The sequence below is a fragment of the bacterium genome (genome assembly GCA_022616075.1).
Taxonomy (GTDB): domain Bacteria; phylum Acidobacteriota; class HRBIN11; order JAKEFK01; family JAKEFK01; genus JAKEFK01.
This window is the reverse complement of the sequence record JAKEFK010000345.1, coordinates 1-17993: the sequence shown is the minus strand read 5'-3', so window position 1 is coordinate 17993 and position 17993 is coordinate 1. Positions and strand designations below refer to the sequence as shown.

Sequence of the window (17993 nt, the reverse complement as noted above, 5' to 3'; positions counted from 1 at the left end):
TTTGGCATGGTGGCTCGTTTCTCGGCTGGCGCGGCAAAATTGCCTTTCTTTCCTTTGAGGAATTACATGGGGAGCGACCTTCCACGCGTAAATCCGCTGATCAAAACGATTACGTGTCCTTATACGGGGGAGAAGCTTGCGACCGTGCCGGCATTGAATCCGAACACAACCATCATCCATGCGCAAAGAGCGGATGTGAATGGAGATGCGCAGATCTGGGGATTGATGGGTGTCCAGAAAGAAGCTGCGTTTGCTGCGGATAACGTAATCGTTGTAGCAGAAGAAATCGTTGAAGAAAATGTGATTCGTTCTGATCCAAATCGCACGCTGATACCGGGTTTTGTTGTGAATTCGGTCGTGGAAGAACCGTGGGGATGCCATCCTTCTTTCGCGCAAGGCTATTACGATCGCGATAACGATTTTTATGTGAACTGGCGGAAGACGTCCAAAGACGTTGTGAAGTTTAACAAGTATCTGGATGAATGGGTCTTTGGTGTGAAGGATCGCAAAGAGTACGCTGAAAAAATGGGGGACCAGCTGCAGCGATTGCGAGCCAAAGATCAATGGTGCCAGCCGGTCAACTACGGCTATTAAACAAAGTGGCGCGGGCGTCCCGCCGGCGGAGCTAAGAGCTTATGCCAGCTTATGTCATTGTTGACATAGATGTTCAAGATCGCATCATCTACGAAGAGTACAAACGTCTTGCTCCTGCATCCATCGCGCAGTACGGCGGGAAATATTTAGCGCGCGGTGGAGTTACAGAAGTCCTGGAAGGAGATTGGACTCCCAAGCGTTTTGTGATTCTTCAATTTGAAAGCCTTGCCCGCGCAAAAGAATGGTTTGATTCTCCGGAATATGCTTTGGCCAAAAATCTCAGACTTCAAAGTGCCACGACCCACATGATTGTTACGGAGGGCGTTCAGGATTCGCTGAACTGAAGGAGTGCGGCGTCAGTTGTAAATGTCTCGCCGATGTTCTAAACAAAGAAAATCCATCGTTGTTCCATCAACCATTCGATAAATGAGTCGATAGTCGCCTACACGCAGTTTAAATAAACCCTTAAATTGTTTTCCTTTGAGCGCTTCATGAGGGTAGGGGTCCATTCGGACGATCTCCTTCAGCTTCGCAATGATCTGCCGTTTCACCGCTGAATCCAACTTTTCAAATTGGTCAAGCCAGTCAAAAGTGAACGAAAGCTTCATTTGGACGCGCGAACGACATCTCTCAGCGATTTGCGTCTGGAGTCTCCCTTGACCAAAACCTGTTCAGCTTTCAGGCCAAAATGATAATCTTCCATAATCTCAGTAAGTTGCATCTCTGTAAATTTGCCGATAGAAAGCGCGTGAGCGTCGCAGAATTTGCGAAACTCGGTCAGGAAGCTTTTGGAGACTTTTAAAGACATAGTTGTACGTTCCATACCAAAAGTATACTAAATGTAACTTAAAACGCAATCACAAATACTATTGAACCTTGCATTACATTGAACTAGGCGAAGACGCGATTACTTGAGCTGCATCATCCAGATATCGAATTCCTGACTGACGCGAGTGTAATAAAGCGAACGGTTATCTCTGGTCGGTTTAAACATTTGAAGCTCAGGATCGATTTCTGCGATGACTTGCGACTTCTTCGTTTGCGAATCAATGATTCGCAATTGGTCAGGAGCCCCGTAAAGAATTCGCCGGTTGTCGTTCAGCCAGTGTAAACCTCCAGGACCGAAACCTGTAAGACTGCCAGATAATTCCAGGTCGGCCAATTTTTCATAAGTTAGATTTTCAAAAGTATACACATAAACGCCGATGATGGTTTCACGAGCTCCGAATCCTGCAAGCTTTTTTCCGTCCGGTGACCATGAGCTTGCAATAAACCTTCCTTCTGGAATGGGAGGAGGTGGCAGCGCTTGAAATTCTGTAACAGGGGTCGATGCTGTCAGATCCGCAATGCTGGCCCGCGATCCTACTTGCATTGCCAGACGCTTTCCATCCGGCGATAAAACAGGAGTGCTCACAATCAAACTTTCTTTCGATTTCGTTAATTGTTGCAATCCGCTTCCGTCCGGTTGAATCCGCCAGAACTCATATCGTCCGCTCCGATCCGAATAAAAAATGATCTGTTTCCCATCGGGAGTCCAACGGGGACCGCGATCTTTAAACGAATCGTCTGTTAGTTTTCGAAGATCCGTACCGTCTGATCGGCAAATATAAATATCTTCGGGATTATAGGCTGTGCGCAAAGCAAGCCAGTTTCCATCGGGTGAAGAATCGGCATCCATGAAAGCAGTCGTTCCGCGTGTAATCATTTCTGCCGGTGGAGTAAGTGCCGGACGGTCCGGGTCAAAACCGATACGCTCAATGCTGCTGCGTTGCTCCCGGGCTGCGTAGAGAATTTTGTTGCCGTCCCGCGAGATGCTAACGTGCCCGCTAAACTCGGAAGGCGTGACGATACTTTCCGGCGCTTCGATTGCTTTCGCTGACGTTGGGTCGATTCTTATCTTCCACACATTCATCGACCCGCCGCGGTCGCTAGAAAAATAGAGGTAATGCCCATCAGGTGACCAGACAGGATTCCAATCCATTGCTGGATCATTGGTGATTTGAATTGGTGACCCGCCACGCGAATCGATGATCCATAAATCGCGCTGACCACCACCGGCAGGAATCGCCCAGTATGCAATCCAACGTCCGTCATGCGACCAGGCAGGCTGGACTGCATCCCCTTTGGTAATCAGCCGCTTTGTTCCCGTATTCACGTTCACCGCCCAGAGCTCGCTGTTGTTTCCGCGTCCAAATGGGAGAATTGGAAATTCTGTAGCATAAATGATTTCTTTTCCGTCCGGTGACCACGCGGGACTGAAACCGGAGTCCGTTAACCGTCGAACCGACTCGCCGGTTGCGCCCATAGTGAAAACGCCGCCCCCGCGCTTATGAAACGCGATCTGTTGTCCATCCGGCGAGAATGCCCCAGCATAGTCATCCGTTTCCGAGTCTTTCGTCAAGTTAACGGGATTCCGTCCACCGATTCGCTGTAAGAAAATGTCGAAGTCCTTTCCTTCTTTTGTTGTGTAGACGACAAAATTTCCATCAGGCGAGATGCTCGGCAACATTTCCGGTCCGGGGAAATCGGTGACGCGACTGAAACTTGCTTGAACAGGTGTTGCTGCTGTTTCTGTTTTTGGTTCGCGCTTTTTAAAAAAGAGGAATGCGCTCAAGAGACCGACGACCACTACCACCGTTATTGCTATGAATAGCGGCTTTCGGGTTCTCCGCGTTACCGGAACAGCAGTTGTACTTGCAGACTGTGCCGGGACTGATTCCATCGAGGCAATTTCCGGAACAGGAACCGCAGCCGACTTGCCGCTACTTGAATCGCGCTTCAGTCGCTTTAAATCCGTCCGAATATCCGCTGCAGACTGATAACGTAGATCACGGTCTTTCTCAATTGCTTTGTTGATGATCTGTTCCAATCCGGCTGGAACCACCGGGTTCAATCGCACAGGAGAGACAGGATCGCGGTTCAGAATCGCCTCAAAGATCACTGCGTTCGTATTTCCTGGAAATGCAGGATGCGCCGTGATCATTTCGTAGATCACGAGACCGAATGAAAAAAGATCGGTGCGCGCATCCAATTCGATCGCCTTTGCCTGTTCGGGCGACATATAAGCGACTGTGCCCACCGTCATGCCTGGACTGGTTAAATGTTCAGGACTGGTTTCGAATGCTGAAGCGCCTGACAACTGCCGTGCGTGATGATCACCCACAAGTTTTGCCAATCCGAAATCCATGATTTTTGCATGGCCTCGCTTTGTAATAAAAATGTTTGCTGGCTTAATATCTCTATGGACGATTCCCTGTGAATGCGCGGCATCCAGCGCATCTGCAATTTGAATTGCGATTTCGATTGTTTGTTCTAATTGCATCGGAACGCCAAGGACAGAATGTTTCAGCGTCTGTCCCTCCAGCAATTCCATGGCGATAAAATGGACCGTCCGATTTTGCCCGGTCGAATCATCTCTGATCACTGCGCTATCGATGTCGTAAATCGTACAGATGTTCGGATGATTCAACGCGGATGCAGCTCGCGCTTCACGCTGCAAGCGTTCGAGCGCTTGGGAGTCATTCGATAATTCAGCCGGCAGAAATTTCAGGGCGACACCCCGGCCCAGTTTCATATCCTCGGCGCGATACACAATCCCCATACCGCCACCGCCGAGATGTTCAGTAATCTTGTAATGGGAGAGAACCTTGCCGACCATAATCGTGAAGTCAGTTTAACAAGCGTTGAAGAGTAGCGTCAAATTGGGTTTACAATCTACTCATCCCTGCATATGTCATCGTTGATATCGACGTCCAGGATCTAATCCTATACGAAGAGTACAAGAGACTTGCCCCTGCCTCCATCGCTAAATATGGAGGCAAGTACCTGGCGCGCGGTGGAGCCACAGAAGTTTTGGAAGGGGTTTGGATTCCAAAACGTTTTGTGATTCTTCAATTCGAAAGCGTTGCCCGCGCCAAAGAATGGGTCAACTCACCGGAGTATGCTCCTGCGAAAAATTTGCGCCATCAATGCGCCACCGCTCACATGATCCTGACGGAGGGACTTTAGGATTGGATCTCAGGCCGCCTGACCTTCCTGATAAGGTACGCGTACTGCAAGAAAAAATCAGCGCGCAATCGGAAATTGTCCAGAGTGGAGAGAAAGACCAAGCGGCATTTCTTGGTCTAATACCCAGAGACAAGTTAAAGCTTACCGAGCAAGAACGATTCGCTCTTCTTGAAGAACTGCTCAGAGACTGCCATAACCTGCATGATCATCTGAGTTCACATCGTGTTGCGCTGGTTTCTTTCTTCACGTGACTGGCTACGCAACTGCGCCATCTTCTCAACGCAAAAGTCAATCAAATTGAAGAACTGGAAAACAAGAGAAAGAAACTTGCAGAAGTCGCCGGGAACACGCAGGATGAACGTCTCGCGGTTGGAGTTGAGGAACTGCAGCAGAGACTGGTCCGTTTTCTGCGGATCGTCTGTATGGGGGCGATCGTACTTCTTCGCAGTATCGAACGGTGCCGGAGGGAACTCGATTTGCTGGAAGGAGAAGAGCGGCGCAGACAGGAAATGATGGAACGTCTGGCCCTTCGCATCAACGCGCACACGCAGATGAGAGAGCTGGAAGCAGAGCTGAGTGATTTCGAAAAAAACGCAGGTGTTGATTCCGGGATCCGGTTTGATTTCTACAGGCGTGAAACCTGGATTCCTTTTGAAGACCTTGTACGCGAAGTTCATTCCATTGATGAAAAACTCCGTCGCGCGGCTGACGCGATTGTTGAATTCGCAAAAGACTCTTGAGAAAACCCGGCCGGGAGATTCGCCTTTTGATTCAATGGATGAGCTTGTAGTGGATCATCTTCTCCATGCTGAAGGTGATCCGTCAGCGTTGTGGAGGATTGTTCAGGATGATACCGCCATGGATCATGCCTCCGCCGGGGTGGATGTGGCGCTTGCATTGGGGAAAGAACCCTCCTTCGATCGAGCTTTGAAGAACATTGAAACGCTCGTTCATACAAGACTCGAAGATTGTTTTGGAGACGAACTAAACCGTGCGCGTTCTTTGAATACCCCCGAAGGCTGGGCGGAATATTTATCTCATTACAGTTCAGGAACCGGAGCCGAAGAAGCACGGGAGAGTTTAAGGAAGCTGGAGGAGGCAGATCTGGCAAAGACAAAGAGTACAACCGACGTTGGGATGCTGTTCCTTTGTGGCGAAGATTTCTGTTGAGTTTTCCTGGTAGTGAGCATGCAACAGAAGCGCAAGAATCCATCCTTCGACTTCGAGCGGAAACACTTTTGCGCGCAAGAAGAGCAACGGATCCACACGAAGCACGCGGCGCGTGGCACACGTTTGTTACTCTTTTTCCTGACAGAACACCGGACGAATCCTGCGAATTTCAACAGGGCTTGCATGGCGCACTGGTTCGGATTGAGCCGACTCCGAAAAGATGGCGTGAGTATCTCAAAGTGTGTCCGGACGGTCCGCTCGCGCGTGAAGCACAAGAATTTGTCGATGCTTATGCTTGGGTGCCGAGTTGGGCTGTTACGTGGGGGATGGAATCGCTTCCGAACGGTCGTTGTTGGGCCGAACTGGAAGTGAAGGGCGTTCGGCAACGGCTTCGTTTAATCGAGCCGGGTGTATTTCTGATGGGAAGTCCCGCGGAAGAAGACGGAGAGCAGAATGAAACTCCGCAGCATGAAGTCGCACTGACAAAACCATACTGGATTGCCGAGACGGAGTGCACGCAAGCTCTCTGGAAAGCAGTAATCGAAACAAATCCGTCAAAATTCCAGGCTGAAAATCGTCCCGTTGAAACAGTATCCTGGGAGGACTGTACACTTTTCATAAAAAAGTTAAATCAGTCGATAGCCGGACTCGAGGCCCGGCTTCCGCTTGAAGCAGAATGGGAATATGCATGCCGCGCCGGAACGGTTGGACCGTTTGCGGGTTCGGGATTGTGGCAGGAAATGGCATGGGTCCTGGAGAACTGCAGCGGAGAAACTCACGACGTAAAACAACGGTCGGCAAATGCATGGGGTCTTCATGACATGCAAGGGAACGTTGCGGAATGGGTAAGTGATGGGCTTCGAGCTTTCGATCACAAAAAATCTATCGATCCCGTCGGTCCAGTTCCCAACGTGAAAGCGTGCCACCGCGGAGGATGCTGGGCATGGGGAGTGCATAGTGCACGGTCGGCTGCGCGAAATCCACTGCATCGAGATGTTCGGGGGCCTGAGCATGGATTTCGACTCGCGGTTTCAGCATCACGTGATGAATCAGGATGGGTTTACTATGCGACCGGTGAGCCGGATATTGACCGGCTTGCAAAATCTCCCGAGCATGGAATTTTTCTGGGCGATCTGAAACCCCTGCCCGCGACTAGTCCTTATGCTCCTCTTGTGAATGATGCCTGGGGAGTCCGGCGTTGTATGATCGGCGACAGGACCTGCGTCACATTTGTTACAGTTCACCCACCCGGCGAATTCAGCTGGTCGATACCACCCGGCGCCTTGCAATTCACAACCGTACTTGCGCGTGCCGATATTGTGCAGACTTTCCATTCCAGTTGGACTTACGAGTTTCTCATTGATGAGAAGGTCGTTTTTATGTCGCCTCCTCTCTCGGAACGTCGCAAGGGAATTCCTCTGGTGATTGATATCCCGCCCGGCTCGCGGCGTTTGACTGTCATCACCGATCCACTGGGTGACAGATCGTATGACCACGCGATTCTGGCGTGGCCGTATTTTCGTCTGCGGCCACTTGTTGAACAACTCTCTCACATTCCGGACGACGCAATATTCCTTGGTGATCTTGTTCCCATGAAAGTGAAGGTAGGTTCCGGAACGCTAAACGTTTGCAAAGATGTGAACGAAAAAGTTTTGCCGATTGGCGGAAAACCTTGCACAACTTTCTTGGATCTTGCCGCGCCCGCATCCGTTACATATGAAATACCGGACGATGCTCATCGTTTTACAGCGATCGGATCACGATGGGATCAAGACGTGTGCGCTCACGGCACATGGAAATACGAAATCTGGATTGATGGCATCCGCGTTTTTGATTCACCTGCGCTTCACGAGAGTCCCCAGGGAATCCCGATTGATGTCTCGATTCCACAACAAGCTCGCGAACTCACTATCGTAGTGAATGACTTTGGCGAAAATAGTTTTGATTCATCGATTCTCGCTTATCCCTGTTTTCATTTGGGCGAATCCTCAACTTCAGTTGCTCGTCGCATCGGACTCAAACCTGGTGAAGTTGCGTTTCGCACTTCTGATGGCGGATGGCTTTGTGCCCTGGGTGAGATCTCGTTGTTGTGGATAGTCCACTGGAACCGGGCGTCCGGTTTCAATGGCAGTGGCTCTATTCAGTCGAATGCATGTTCAATCTCCGCACATCAAACGGACAATACGTTCGAGTTCAAAGCGACGGTCGTGTAAGGCTCATGGGTCCCCCCGATCCTCAAAAGGAATACCTCACAATGATTCATGCTTCAGATGGACGTTATGCCATCCGTTCTATCGGCCCCTACTTCATCGTACAGGACAGGAGGATTTCAACAAAGCATATTTCGGTTGGTACGGATGAAAGTTTTGAGATCATCGATGTGAATTACCCGCCGCCACCCAGACCGGTCAAGATCGAAAGCGCGGCTTTGATTCAAGAAGCAGCTGTTTATCAAAAGGAAGTTCTCTGTAATGGAATCGATTCGAGTCTGCAACTCAGATTAAAAACTCCGCTGAACGGTTCATCAATGACAATCGCTTTATGGATTTATTACGAGAGCTATAAGCGCGACTGGAACCAATCTTTCTGGCTAAGTCAGATAGCGGAGGATCAAGAAACGATATCCCTTTACACAACCTGGGGTAGGCTCGCGTGGCGTTGTAACGGCGCAGATGTGGCCGTGAGCCGCGGTGAATTCCAGTTCCGAAAATGGCACCATGTGGCGATTGTTGTGGAAGGGATGCGAAACATTTTATATGTGGACGGATTTCCCCAGCGGAATGGATCCAGCCGTGTTACTCCAAGTTTATCTGCTCCCTTGTGGTTTGGGCGTTCGGCTAAGGGCGAACCTGAATCCTTTTGCAACGGCATGATGAAAGACATCTTGATTTTGAATCGCGCGCTATCACCGAAAGAAGTTCGAGGTATCGCTGTCGAATAGATTGAACCGCCAAGTCGCCAGGAACGCCAAGATTAAACTCAAAACTTTTTCTTTCTTGGCGACTTGGCGGTTTTCATGTAGCAGTTTCATTTTTCTTTTAATCTTGTAAAATGAAATGCATATGGACTACAACAGCAATGAACTGATGGTGTGTCAGGCCGCGCGGCAGTTACAGGATCGCGATGTTGTGTTTGTCGGCATCGGACTTCCCAACATGGCTTGCAATCTTGCGCGACGCAGACACGCACCCAACCTCGTGTTGTTGTATGAATCAGGCGCTGTTGGCGCAACTCCGGAGCGACTTCCGGTATCGATTGGTGATCCATCGCTGGTAACGAATTCACTGAGTATTTGTTCGATGTTCGATATTTTCAATTTCTATTTGCAGGGTGGTTTAATCGATGTTGGATTTTTGCAAGGCGCACAGATCGACCGCTTTGGCAATCTAAACACGACTGTGGTTGGCGATTATCAAAAACCATCGGTGCGGTTGCCGGGAAGCGGCGGGGCTTGTGAGATTGCGATCCTTGCAAAAAAGGTGTTCGTGATTGCTCCGCAAACAAAACGCAGCTTTCCGGAAAAAGTGGATTTCATTACGTCGCCCGGCTATGTGGATCATGCAGAAACAAGAAAAGAGCTCGGCATGCCCGGAGCCGGTCCTGTCATGGTGATCACCAATTTGGGTTGCTATGATTTTGAAGAGGGTGAGATGATTTTGACTTCCTTGCATCCGGGTTGCACCATCGAACAGGTGCAGGAAAATCTTGGATGGAAAGTGAAGGTTTCGTCCCATCTGAAAATGACTGAAGAGCCACATCACGAAGAATTGCGAATCATACGCGACGAGCTTGACCCCGGTCATCTTTACATTTAGATGCATCCCCCCGGTCGTAGTTGCAGAGCATTTGCAATAGCTCACACAATACGTGACTTCATTCAACGAACGCATTTCATGGTATGGCTGTTCCTTTTTGTGGCAACTGCTTTGCCACTACCCTTATCCGCCTACGATCTTATGCAAGTCAAAGTCGAACGTTTGCAGAATGGACTGACGGTGATGGTGCTGGAGGATCATGCGCAGCCTCTGGTTAGCACGCAGGTGCTGTACAAGGTGGGTGGTCGGAATGAATGCACCGGCGCGACCGGGCTTGCTCATTTTCTGGAACACATGGCGTTTCGCGCAACGAAAAACTTCACGGACACGCAGGACGCAATTTACTCAATTGGTGGAGAATGGCACGGCTACACCTGGATCGATCAGACCACATATTTTGAAACTGTTCCCGTTGAGCATGTGGATACTGTTTTGCGGCTGCAAGCGGACCGCATGACGAATGTTTTGAACCGGGAAAATGAGGTGGAAGCGGAGCGAGGCGCAGTACTGACAGAGCTTCACAGTTACGAGAATGATCCCGCGACAGTTCTTTATGACAAAGTTGTTGCGGTATCGTTTCTGGAGCATCCGTACCGTTTTAATACGATCGGTTGGACAAGCGATGTGGAGAAAATCACACACGCCGATATCGTGGATTTCTACGAGCGGTTCTACAATCCGGGCAATGCCGTGCTGGCAATCGCGGGTAACATTCAATCTAAAGAGATTTTTGAACGTGTTCAAAAATTGTTTGGCCCCCTGGTAGGTCGGAATCTGGATCCTTTGCCACGCACTGTGGAACCGCCTCAAAACGGAGAACGGCGCGTTTATCTTCGCGGCAGCGGCAAGTTGAATTACTACCAGATTACGTATCGCGCGCCGGCGGCTAGTGATTCGGACTACGCAGCTTTCCTATTGACGCAAGCCATTCTCGCCGGCAGCAATGGTGTCAGCTTCCGGCAATCCGGTTTCGCTGTCGATATTCCCGAAGACGCAAAGCTCGCGGGAATTGGGAAACGGATTACGACTTTTTTTGCGCCGACTGCCCAGCCATACATCTTTAATATCGCAGGACAGGCGGAAGGGAAGCCGGAAGAAATAGAAAAGGAGATTGAGAAGAGAATCGCCGATATTCGCGAGAAAGAAGTTTCTACTCAAGAGTTGAATCAAGCTCGTACGCAGCTCTTGAAGGAGTTGATATTCGATTTAGAAACGACCGAAGATGCCGCACATCAGATGGCGTTCTTTGAGGGAATTGGCGCCTTTCCTGTTTTGCAAAAACTGCCTGCTCTTCTGGAATCTGTTTCTGTAAACGATATCCGGAGAGTTGCGCAAAGATATTTGCGCCCTGAACAACGCACGATCGGATGGTATCTTGGCGAAGGCGTGGCCGTTGTGCAGGTGCGGCGCGCTTCCCTTGCTGCCCAAAAGGACGAGCCTTCAACTACGGCAATGTCTCCGTCAGTGCCGTCTGCTCCGCTCGTTTCAAAAACCGGAAACGGCTTGACGCTCATTGTCCGGAAAATTGTGCGAACGCCGGCGGGATTTCTTCGTATCCTCATTCCTTCTAATACGGTGAAAACTAAAGCGTCAAGTTCCGCAAACCAGCCGGTGTGGAGATATACCTCGCTCCACTGGCGTTTCCTGAAACAGGATCTCTCTTTGATAATAGAGAATGCACGCAAAGCGCTCCAGGAACTTCGAACGGGATCTGCGACGGATCCAGCCGGCATCGATGATCCGGAAACGCGTCTGGATGTGGCGCTCCACGAGATCGTTGGAGCAAAACGGAGTCCGGGAGCCTTGCGGCCCGTCGTTGTCTCGGTTGTGGGTGATGTAGATCCTAAGACCACTCTGGATGCATTGAAAAAGGGTTTCGCAGAGAAACCCGGAAAGCCTGAGAAGATAAGGCTTCAAATAAAGGAGCGATCACAAACTGTCAGGTTACCAGGAAAAGCACAATCGCAATTTGGATACGCCGTGCTTGCACCTGCGCCATCCGTTTCCGATTCTTATGCGTATCGGGCGCTGCTTTACATCATGACTCATGGCTATGGAGGGCGGTTGGGCAAGGAATTGATCAACAGACGCGGGCTGATTTATTACATCAGCAATAATTATCATACCGATGGAAATGCATCCTGGATCTCGATCCGTTTCGGAGTCAATCCGGACAAGCTTTTTGAGACAAAAGCGGAATTTGAAAAACTCATGCAAGGTTTGTTGACCAATCCCCCAACCGAGCGCGAGCTTGCAGAAGCGAAAGAACATCTGACCGGACGTCGCGTGAGCGCTTATCAGAGCAATGAAGAGCTGTCAGGTTTTTATGTGCGGGAATGGATTGAACAGGGAAGATTATTGAGCCAAGTCGAATTTGAGAAGCGTGTGAATTCAGTCACGCTGGAACAGATCAAGAAAATCATTCCTGCATTTCTGAACGGCGCCGGTGTCGCGGTGGATACGAATTGATGAAGAGAATCGTCATCCTCTTTCTTTTTCTGGCCAACATCTTGTTTGCAGATGAAGCCAGCAATTCCGCGCTTGCCGTCATTACAAAGGAACGGCTTCAAACCCATATAAATTTTCTTTCTCACGACCTGCTGGAAGGTCGCGGCACAGCCACAAGAGGATACGACATTGCAGCGATGTATGTCGCCTCACAGTTTGAGCAGCTCGGCTTATATCCCGGTGCCACAAAGAGTAGCTATTTCCAAAACGTTCCTTTGCGCAAGACTGATATCGTTGCAGAAAAAATGAGCCTTGCAGTCATCACTAAGGAAGGAACACACGATCTCACCTATTCCACCGATTTTCTAATGCCTCCGGACTATATCCGTGAAGAGACTTCGGTTACGGCAGACGTGGTGTTCGCAGGATTTGGAATCACTGCTCCCGATTTGAAATACGATGACTATTCCGGTGTCGATACGAAAGGAAAGATTGTCTTGCTTTTGTCGGGCGCGCCGGACACATTTCCGATCAGCGAGCGGGCTCACTATTCTTCTACTAACACGAAACAAAAGAACGCCGTTGCACATGGAGCAGCGGGTATCATCTCTTTTCAAAATCCGGAAGATGAGAAACGATCTCCCTGGGAGCGCTCCATTCGACAGAGCAAATTAAGCGGATACCGCTGGATGGAAACCTCCGGAGTTCCTCATGACGTCCCGGAGCAAATAAAAACAACTGCAAACTTAAGTCACTCGGGCGCAGAAAAGCTCTTGAGCCGCTCTCCTCATAGCATCGAAGAAGTTTTTCAGATGTGGAAGGAGAAGAAAGTGAAGAGCTTTCCGCTAAACCTTCAGGCATCTTTAAAGAAAGTTTCCAGACTCGATGCTGCGATGAGTCCGAACGTTGTTGGATGGATGGAAGGCTCTGATCCCGAATTGAAAAGAGAATACATTGTTTACACGGCGCATCTGGATCATCTTGGAATATCGGATCCCGTCAAGAACGACACCATCAACAATGGTGCCTACGATAACGCCACGGGAATTGCGTGCTTGATCGAAGTCGCGCGAGCATTTACTGCTTTAAAAGTGAAGCCGCGGCGATCCCTTTTGTTCATTGCCGTTACAGCTGAAGAAAAGGGATTGCAGGGATCAGACTATTTTGCGCACAATCCAACGGTTCCGATTAACTCCATTGTTGCAAATGTGAATACGGACATGTTTCTCATGCTTTTTCCGTTTTCCGATGCTGTCGCATTGGGAGCGGAACATTCTTCGTTAGGCCCCATTGCTGATCGGGCGTTTCAGACAGTGGGTATAAAGCGGAGTCCAGATCCAGCGCCGGAAGAAGTTCGTTTTGTGCGCAGCGATCAGTATTCATTCATCAAGAAAGGGATTCCTGCGATTAAATTGATGGCAGGGTTTGAAAGTCAGGATCCTTCTGTAAATGGAGCGGACAAGACACGAGAATGGCTCAGAACAATTTACCACTCGCCGCAGGATGAAAACAGTCAAGAAATGCACTGGGAAAGCGGAATCAAAATCGTGCAACTGACTTTCCTGATCGGTTATGAAACTGCCAATGAGATAGCGAGACCTGCCTGGAACAAAGGCGATTTTTTCGGTCGCACCTTCGGTAAAGCGGGCGCCTCACCTTAGCCGCGCTTGTGAATCGGGCCACTGCGCTCTTTTAAAAACCCTGCGGAGTAACCCGAGTGCACTGCCTGAATTTCTGCAATGATGGAAAGCGCAATTTCTTCCGGTGTTTCCGCGCCGACATCGAGACCGACAGGACTGAACAAACGAAGAAGCTGTTCGTTTGCAGGGACAACACCTTCCTCACGCAGTTTTTGAAATAATAGATCGGTTTTTGATGCCGGACCGAGCAATCCGATGTAGAACACAGGTAACGGAAGCAATACTCGCAAGAAGTTTAAATCCGTTTCGAAATGATGATTCATGATCACAGCGGCAGTTGTGAAATCGAGTTTTACGCTGGCCGATAGTTCTTCCGGTTCCGTGAGAATCACGTTGGCTCCAGGAAAACGATCTTTGCGCGCGAACGCAGGACGCCGATCCACGACCGTCACATTCCAGCCTAGCTCCTTGGCGAATCGCACGAGAGGAACCGCATCCGGGCCAGCGCCGAAGATAATCAGCGGCAGAGGCAATTCGATGTATTCCACAAGCGCTTCAACATGACCACCGCCCAAAGGAAACGTTTGGACTTTCGATTGGCGCGATTGTAAGATTGACCGGCATTCCGTATTGAGGGCATCTATCACTTCTCGATTCTGAATGCCTTCAGCTTCTTGTCTGTCATTCTGCAACATCAAACGGCTCGCTACAGAAACGCCTGATACTTCGTGAACTCGAAATACCGTTGCCAACACGGCCTCTTCTCTTTGAGAAACATGCTGACCAATAAAATCGAGATGACTGATCTGAGACGACCCATCAAAAGGCTCCAATAGAATTTGCGCCACACCCGTACAACCAAGTCCAAGGCCAAACAAAAGATCATCCGGTGAAGTCGTGTCGAATGTTGCAAGAGCCGCCTCTTTTGTTTGTATCACCCGTTTTGCTTTCTCAATCAACTCGCCTTCAAAACAGCCGCCACTGATCAAACCGGTGGTCGCTCCCTCTTCTGTGATCAACACGCGAGCTCCAGGCCGCCGGTAAGTTGAGCCGCTCACCTTTACAACGGTTGCCACTACGAACGGTTTGCCGGATTCTTTCAGTCGCGCGAGTCCCTCAAAAAAATCTTTCCACATAGCTTATGCTCTTAGTCTGTCAAATTGGATCATCTGTGCGATGATACTCAATGCAATTTCTTCCGGGCTGGACGCATGAATCTCCAAACCAGCAGGTGAATAAATCCGCTTCAGTGCATCCCCGGATACTCCATCGCTTCGTAAACGTTGGATCAACTCAGCGCCCCTTTTTTTGCTCCCCATAAGAGCAATGTAAGGAGCGGGAGTCGCTACTGCCTGTTGCAGAGCCTCTTCATCAAATCTTCCGCGACTGGCAACCACGACGTAGGTCTCAGCGGTCACATCCGCTTTTGTCAGATCCAGCTCGTTTATGATTTGGTCCGCCTCAACAACCTCTTCTTTCTTCATCAATGGATCGATCAGCGTCACACGGAATTTCAGAAGGCTTCCTAATTTGGCGAGCGCCAATGCGATTTGGTCTCCGCCGACAATCAACAAATGTCTGCGTTTTGTTTCGAACGAACGATCGGAGACCTGCAAATCTCCCAAGACCTCCTGTGAATTCGCCGTCTTCATAGCTTCCAATTTCGAAAGATCTTCTACGGTATCAATATCGATTAACACGCCAATATCATCGACTTGAACCTTCCGGATCTCGTCAGGGTGCAAACCAAACAGAGAACGGCATCCGATGTCGCCGGTTAACTGCGTCATCTCAGGAAACAGCGATCGACCGATGAGAACCGGATTTCCACGAAACCCTTTGTATACAGGCACAAGAATCGCCGCTCCGGATCCTTCATATTCCTGAATCAATGCGTCTATGATCGATGGCTTGATGAAAGGTTGATCCGCAAGCACAATCAAGGCTGCCGAACAGTCAGAAGACACGGAGCGGAGGCCGCACCGGATCGATGTGCTCATTCCTTTTTCAAAGAAGTCGTTCGTTACTATTTTTGTAGAAGCGGAAATCGAAACGGCTCTGGAGATCTCTTCAGCCTGATACCCGAGAACTAGAATGGTCTCGTGAACTCTGGAATCAGCAACAGCTCTCAGCGTAGTTTCCAGTAGAGTCTGATCGCCAATCATTGCGAGTTGTTTGAGGGTTCCCATGCGACGGGACATCCCGGCTGCAAGCACGATCGCAGAAACAAACGTGGACATGCTCCTTCTAAGCGTTGATGAACTGAGTAGGAGTTTTATCAAAGCTGGCTTTGCAAAGAGCACAGCAAAAATAAATCGTTTTCCCGTTGTAATCAGAAGAATATTTTGAGGGAATGGTAACTGTCATTCCGCAAACAGGATCCTTCGCGCGAGCCACTTCTAAAACTGAAAGTTTGGAATCGATACGACTTCATCGCGTGACTCAACTTTTCTTCGAGCTTGAATTGTTTGAGCTAGAATGCTGACCGCGATTTCTTCCGGTGTTTGCGCCCCGATGTCCAGGCCTGCAGGTACCATGAACCGATTTCAATCGATCCGCTCCTACTCCTTTCTCGCGCAAAAAAGAGGAGACCGCTTCCCACTTTTTCCTGCTTGCAACAAAGGCCACATAGGGAGCGTCCTTCGTCAGCGCTTGTTCCAGCGCGCCTTCGTCATCTTCTCCCTGCGTTGCAACCACGATAGCGGTCTGGTTCGTAATTCTCGGTTGATCGGTGTTCTCTTCCGAAATCAAAGAGACGCGGTAAGACAATGTTTTTGCGAGCGCGGCGAGAATTGTCGCCACGGGCGAACGTCCAAAGATAATCAGATGTGGTTTTGCAGGCACTGGTTCAATGAAGATATCCAAAGTTCCTCCACTATGACACATCATGGTGTATCCGGTAATACCATCGGCTGGTCCATCTTTGAGGGACTTCAACGCTTCCTCAATCACGATAGGCTGCGCGCAGCCGCCGCCGATCCATCCGGAAATCTTGCCATCGCCGGTTATGATCGCGCGATCCCCCGGTTTACCGTTGGCGCTTCACATCGAACTACGGTAGCAACAACGAAGGCTTCATCTTGCGCGTGTAGCTTCGAAGCGCGATTCAAAAAGTCTTCGTACATCCGTTAACTCCAGTGTCTTTCGAGATTCATGAGGCTTTGCAGATTATGCGCCGGCGCAAAAACATCCGCGTGAGGCAGAGCCGCAGACATTCCACGCGTAAGCGGTTGATAACCGGCCAGGCCAAGAAGGGGATTTAACCAGATCAGGCGATGAGTGCGCCGTTTGATCTTGCCGAGTTCTCCGGAGAGCAGATCCGGACTCCCAGTATCCCAGCCGTCACTTAAGATCACTACCACAGAGTGTCTGGTTAATTGCTTTGGCGCAAATCGCTGATTGAAATCTCTCAAGCATTCGCCGATTCGCGTGCCTCCTGACCATTCGCTGACTCTATCCGTAAGATCATTTAACACTTCAGCAAGATGTTTTTTTCGCAGTGCGGATGTGACGGGAACCAGCTGCGTACTGAAAAGAAAGGAATCCATCCGCTTGAAGTATTTGTTCAGTGCATAGACGAAGCGCAACAGAAATGCGCTGTAAAGTTCCATCGATCCGCTGACATCCAGAAGCATCACCAGATTTGTTTTTCTCAGTTTTCTTCCTTTTCGCATTAAATCCACAGGATTTCCCCCATGCCCGATGCTGTGCCGGATCGTTCTTCGCAAATCAACAGGACCAAGCTTTCCAACCAATCGCCACCTGCGAACAAGTCTTATGCGCATTTGTTTCCACAATCGAAAGGCAATCTCTTCCAGCATCGGAAGATCCGATAGTGGAATCTTTGAAAAATCCATTCGCTTTAAACGTTTGGTCGCGGATGCTCCTGATGTTGCAGCTTCCGTGCTATCCCCTTCCGGCATAGCGGACGCAATCCGATCGAATTTTCCTTCCGGAGCAGCCAGACGAATCTCCTTTTGTGCCGGCTGTGACTGATCACGATCAGCGGATGAATCCCAGTACTGATGGAAAAGCTGGTCAAATAACTCGGACTCCTCCCTGGATGAGGAGAGAAGAGAACGAAGAGCTGCCTGAAAAGCACAACGGTCCGTTATCGTTACAATTTCCGTTGCCACAAGAGCATCAATCGTTTCCTTGATCCCAACAGGAAAACCTTTCACCCGCAGAAATCGGCAGAACCCAACAACGGATTCACTGATCATTTCTTTTTTACTCAAGAAGAAAGTATCGTTTCAACTCCTTCGTTTTGCACTCGTTCGATGTCTTCTTTGGATTTCAGAATGCAACCGAGCGTTTC

Annotated in this window: 18 protein-coding genes and 1 pseudogene; 11 read left to right on the top strand and 8 right to left on the bottom strand. The window is 49.6% G+C overall.

From position 1 onward, the window contains the following. Both L0156_26910 and L0156_26905 read left to right on the top strand, forming a co-directional pair. The coding region (locus L0156_26910; protein ID MCI0606631.1) for a CoA transferase subunit A at positions 1-594 on the top strand (594 nt) is incomplete at its 5' end. 41 nt (positions 595-635) lie between these two features. Further along, positions 636-938, top strand: a complete 303-nt coding sequence (locus L0156_26905; protein MCI0606630.1) for a DUF1330 domain-containing protein — start codon at positions 636-638, stop codon at positions 936-938. Between the two features lie 12 nt (positions 939-950). On the opposite strand, the gene L0156_26900 is transcribed toward L0156_26905, so the two are convergent. From L0156_26900 to L0156_26890, 3 genes are all read right to left on the bottom strand, one after another. After that, the gene (locus L0156_26900; protein MCI0606629.1) at positions 951-1202 is read right to left on the bottom strand and encodes a type II toxin-antitoxin system RelE/ParE family toxin; all 252 of its coding nucleotides are present in this window, start codon (positions 1200-1202) and stop codon (positions 951-953) included. Then, entirely contained in the window at positions 1199-1417 is a 219-nt protein-coding gene (locus tag L0156_26895; protein ID MCI0606628.1) for a hypothetical protein, read from the bottom strand. The genes L0156_26900 and L0156_26895 overlap by 4 nt, the downstream gene beginning before the upstream one ends. A gap of 84 nt (positions 1418-1501) precedes the next feature. Further along, a complete protein-coding gene (locus L0156_26890; GenBank protein MCI0606627.1) occupies positions 1502-4252 on the bottom strand; it encodes a serine/threonine-protein kinase in 2751 nt (916 codons plus the stop codon). Between the two features lie 62 nt (positions 4253-4314). On the opposite strand from L0156_26890, the gene L0156_26885 reads away from it, so the two are divergent. The 8 genes from L0156_26885 (at position 4315) to L0156_26850 (ending at position 13696) form a co-directional block, all read left to right on the top strand. Continuing rightward, positions 4315-4602 carry a DUF1330 domain-containing protein gene (locus L0156_26885; protein MCI0606626.1) on the top strand — a complete coding sequence of 96 codons (288 nt, stop codon included), beginning with the start codon at positions 4315-4317 and terminating at the stop codon, positions 4600-4602. A gap of 422 nt (positions 4603-5024) precedes the next feature. After that, complete coding sequence (locus L0156_26880; protein ID MCI0606625.1) at positions 5025-5342, top strand: hypothetical protein; 318 nt, start codon at positions 5025-5027, stop codon at positions 5340-5342. After that, positions 5287-5772: a hypothetical protein gene (locus L0156_26875; protein ID MCI0606624.1), complete on the top strand. Its 486-nt coding sequence runs from the start codon at positions 5287-5289 to the stop codon at positions 5770-5772. The genes L0156_26880 and L0156_26875 overlap by 56 nt, the downstream gene beginning before the upstream one ends. Further along, the gene (locus tag L0156_26870; GenBank protein MCI0606623.1) at positions 5751-7985 is read left to right on the top strand and encodes an SUMF1/EgtB/PvdO family nonheme iron enzyme; all 2235 of its coding nucleotides are present in this window, start codon (positions 5751-5753) and stop codon (positions 7983-7985) included. The genes L0156_26875 and L0156_26870 overlap by 22 nt, the downstream gene beginning before the upstream one ends. Before the next feature lie 41 nt (positions 7986-8026). Then, positions 8027-8713 (top strand): LamG domain-containing protein, encoded by a 687-nt coding sequence (locus L0156_26865; protein ID MCI0606622.1) that lies wholly within the window; start codon positions 8027-8029, stop codon positions 8711-8713. Between the two features lie 121 nt (positions 8714-8834). Beyond that, positions 8835-9587 carry a CoA-transferase subunit beta gene (locus tag L0156_26860; protein MCI0606621.1) on the top strand — a complete coding sequence of 251 codons (753 nt, stop codon included), beginning with the start codon at positions 8835-8837 and terminating at the stop codon, positions 9585-9587. Positions 9588-9728: 141 nt separating this feature from the next. Then, positions 9729-12056, top strand: coding sequence for an insulinase family protein (locus tag L0156_26855; protein ID MCI0606620.1), 2328 nt, complete (start codon positions 9729-9731; stop codon positions 12054-12056). Further along, complete coding sequence (locus tag L0156_26850; protein ID MCI0606619.1) at positions 12056-13696, top strand: M28 family metallopeptidase; 1641 nt, start codon at positions 12056-12058, stop codon at positions 13694-13696. The genes L0156_26855 and L0156_26850 overlap by 1 nt, the downstream gene beginning before the upstream one ends. Here the strand turns inward: L0156_26850 and L0156_26845 are convergent. The 4 genes and pseudogenes from L0156_26845 to L0156_26830 form a co-directional block, all read right to left on the bottom strand. Continuing rightward, a complete protein-coding gene (locus L0156_26845; protein MCI0606618.1) occupies positions 13693-14811 on the bottom strand; it encodes an XdhC family protein in 1119 nt (372 codons plus the stop codon). The two genes, L0156_26850 and L0156_26845, sit on opposite strands and share 4 nt — an antisense overlap. Before the next feature lie 3 nt (positions 14812-14814). Beyond that, positions 14815-15915 (bottom strand): NTP transferase domain-containing protein, encoded by a 1101-nt coding sequence (locus tag L0156_26840; GenBank protein MCI0606617.1) that lies wholly within the window; start codon positions 15913-15915, stop codon positions 14815-14817. Positions 15916-15922: 7 nt separating this feature from the next. After that, a complete protein-coding gene (locus tag L0156_26835; protein MCI0606616.1) occupies positions 15923-16042 on the bottom strand; it encodes a YHS domain-containing protein in 120 nt (39 codons plus the stop codon). Positions 16043-16074: 32 nt separating this feature from the next. Next, a pseudogene (locus L0156_26830) lies at positions 16075-16561 on the bottom strand (XdhC family protein). Here L0156_26830 and L0156_26825 point away from each other — a divergent pair. Beyond that, complete coding sequence (locus tag L0156_26825; GenBank protein MCI0606615.1) at positions 16553-16807, top strand: hypothetical protein; 255 nt, start codon at positions 16553-16555, stop codon at positions 16805-16807. The pseudogene L0156_26830 and the gene L0156_26825 overlap by 9 nt on opposite strands. Here L0156_26825 and L0156_26820 read toward each other — a convergent pair. Then, positions 16804-17913, bottom strand: a complete 1110-nt coding sequence (locus tag L0156_26820) for a VWA domain-containing protein (GenBank protein MCI0606614.1) — start codon at positions 17911-17913, stop codon at positions 16804-16806. The genes L0156_26825 and L0156_26820 overlap by 4 nt on opposite strands. Positions 17914-17993: the final 80 nt, after the last annotated feature.

Coding starts and splice junctions, on each gene's coding strand:
- L0156_26905 (MCI0606630.1), top strand. CDS start 636: ATGCCAGCTTATGTCATTGTTGACATAGATGTTCAAGATCGCATCATC.
- L0156_26900 (MCI0606629.1), bottom strand. CDS start 1,202: ATGAAGCTTTCGTTCACTTTTGACTGGCTTGACCAATTTGAAAAGTTG.
- L0156_26895 (MCI0606628.1), bottom strand. CDS start 1,417: ATGGAACGTACAACTATGTCTTTAAAAGTCTCCAAAAGCTTCCTGACC.
- L0156_26890 (MCI0606627.1), bottom strand. CDS start 4,252: ATGGTCGGCAAGGTTCTCTCCCATTACAAGATTACTGAACATCTCGGC.
- L0156_26880 (MCI0606625.1), top strand. CDS start 5,025: ATGGGGGCGATCGTACTTCTTCGCAGTATCGAACGGTGCCGGAGGGAA.
- L0156_26875 (MCI0606624.1), top strand. CDS start 5,287: ATGAAAAACTCCGTCGCGCGGCTGACGCGATTGTTGAATTCGCAAAAG.
- L0156_26865 (MCI0606622.1), top strand. CDS start 8,027: ATGATTCATGCTTCAGATGGACGTTATGCCATCCGTTCTATCGGCCCC.
- L0156_26860 (MCI0606621.1), top strand. CDS start 8,835: ATGGACTACAACAGCAATGAACTGATGGTGTGTCAGGCCGCGCGGCAG.
- L0156_26855 (MCI0606620.1), top strand. CDS start 9,729: ATGCAAGTCAAAGTCGAACGTTTGCAGAATGGACTGACGGTGATGGTG.
- L0156_26850 (MCI0606619.1), top strand. CDS start 12,056: ATGAAGAGAATCGTCATCCTCTTTCTTTTTCTGGCCAACATCTTGTTT.
- L0156_26845 (MCI0606618.1), bottom strand. CDS start 14,811: ATGTGGAAAGATTTTTTTGAGGGACTCGCGCGACTGAAAGAATCCGGC.
- L0156_26840 (MCI0606617.1), bottom strand. CDS start 15,915: ATGTCCACGTTTGTTTCTGCGATCGTGCTTGCAGCCGGGATGTCCCGT.
- L0156_26835 (MCI0606616.1), bottom strand. CDS start 16,042: ATGACAGTTACCATTCCCTCAAAATATTCTTCTGATTACAACGGGAAA.
- L0156_26825 (MCI0606615.1), top strand. CDS start 16,553: ATGACACATCATGGTGTATCCGGTAATACCATCGGCTGGTCCATCTTT.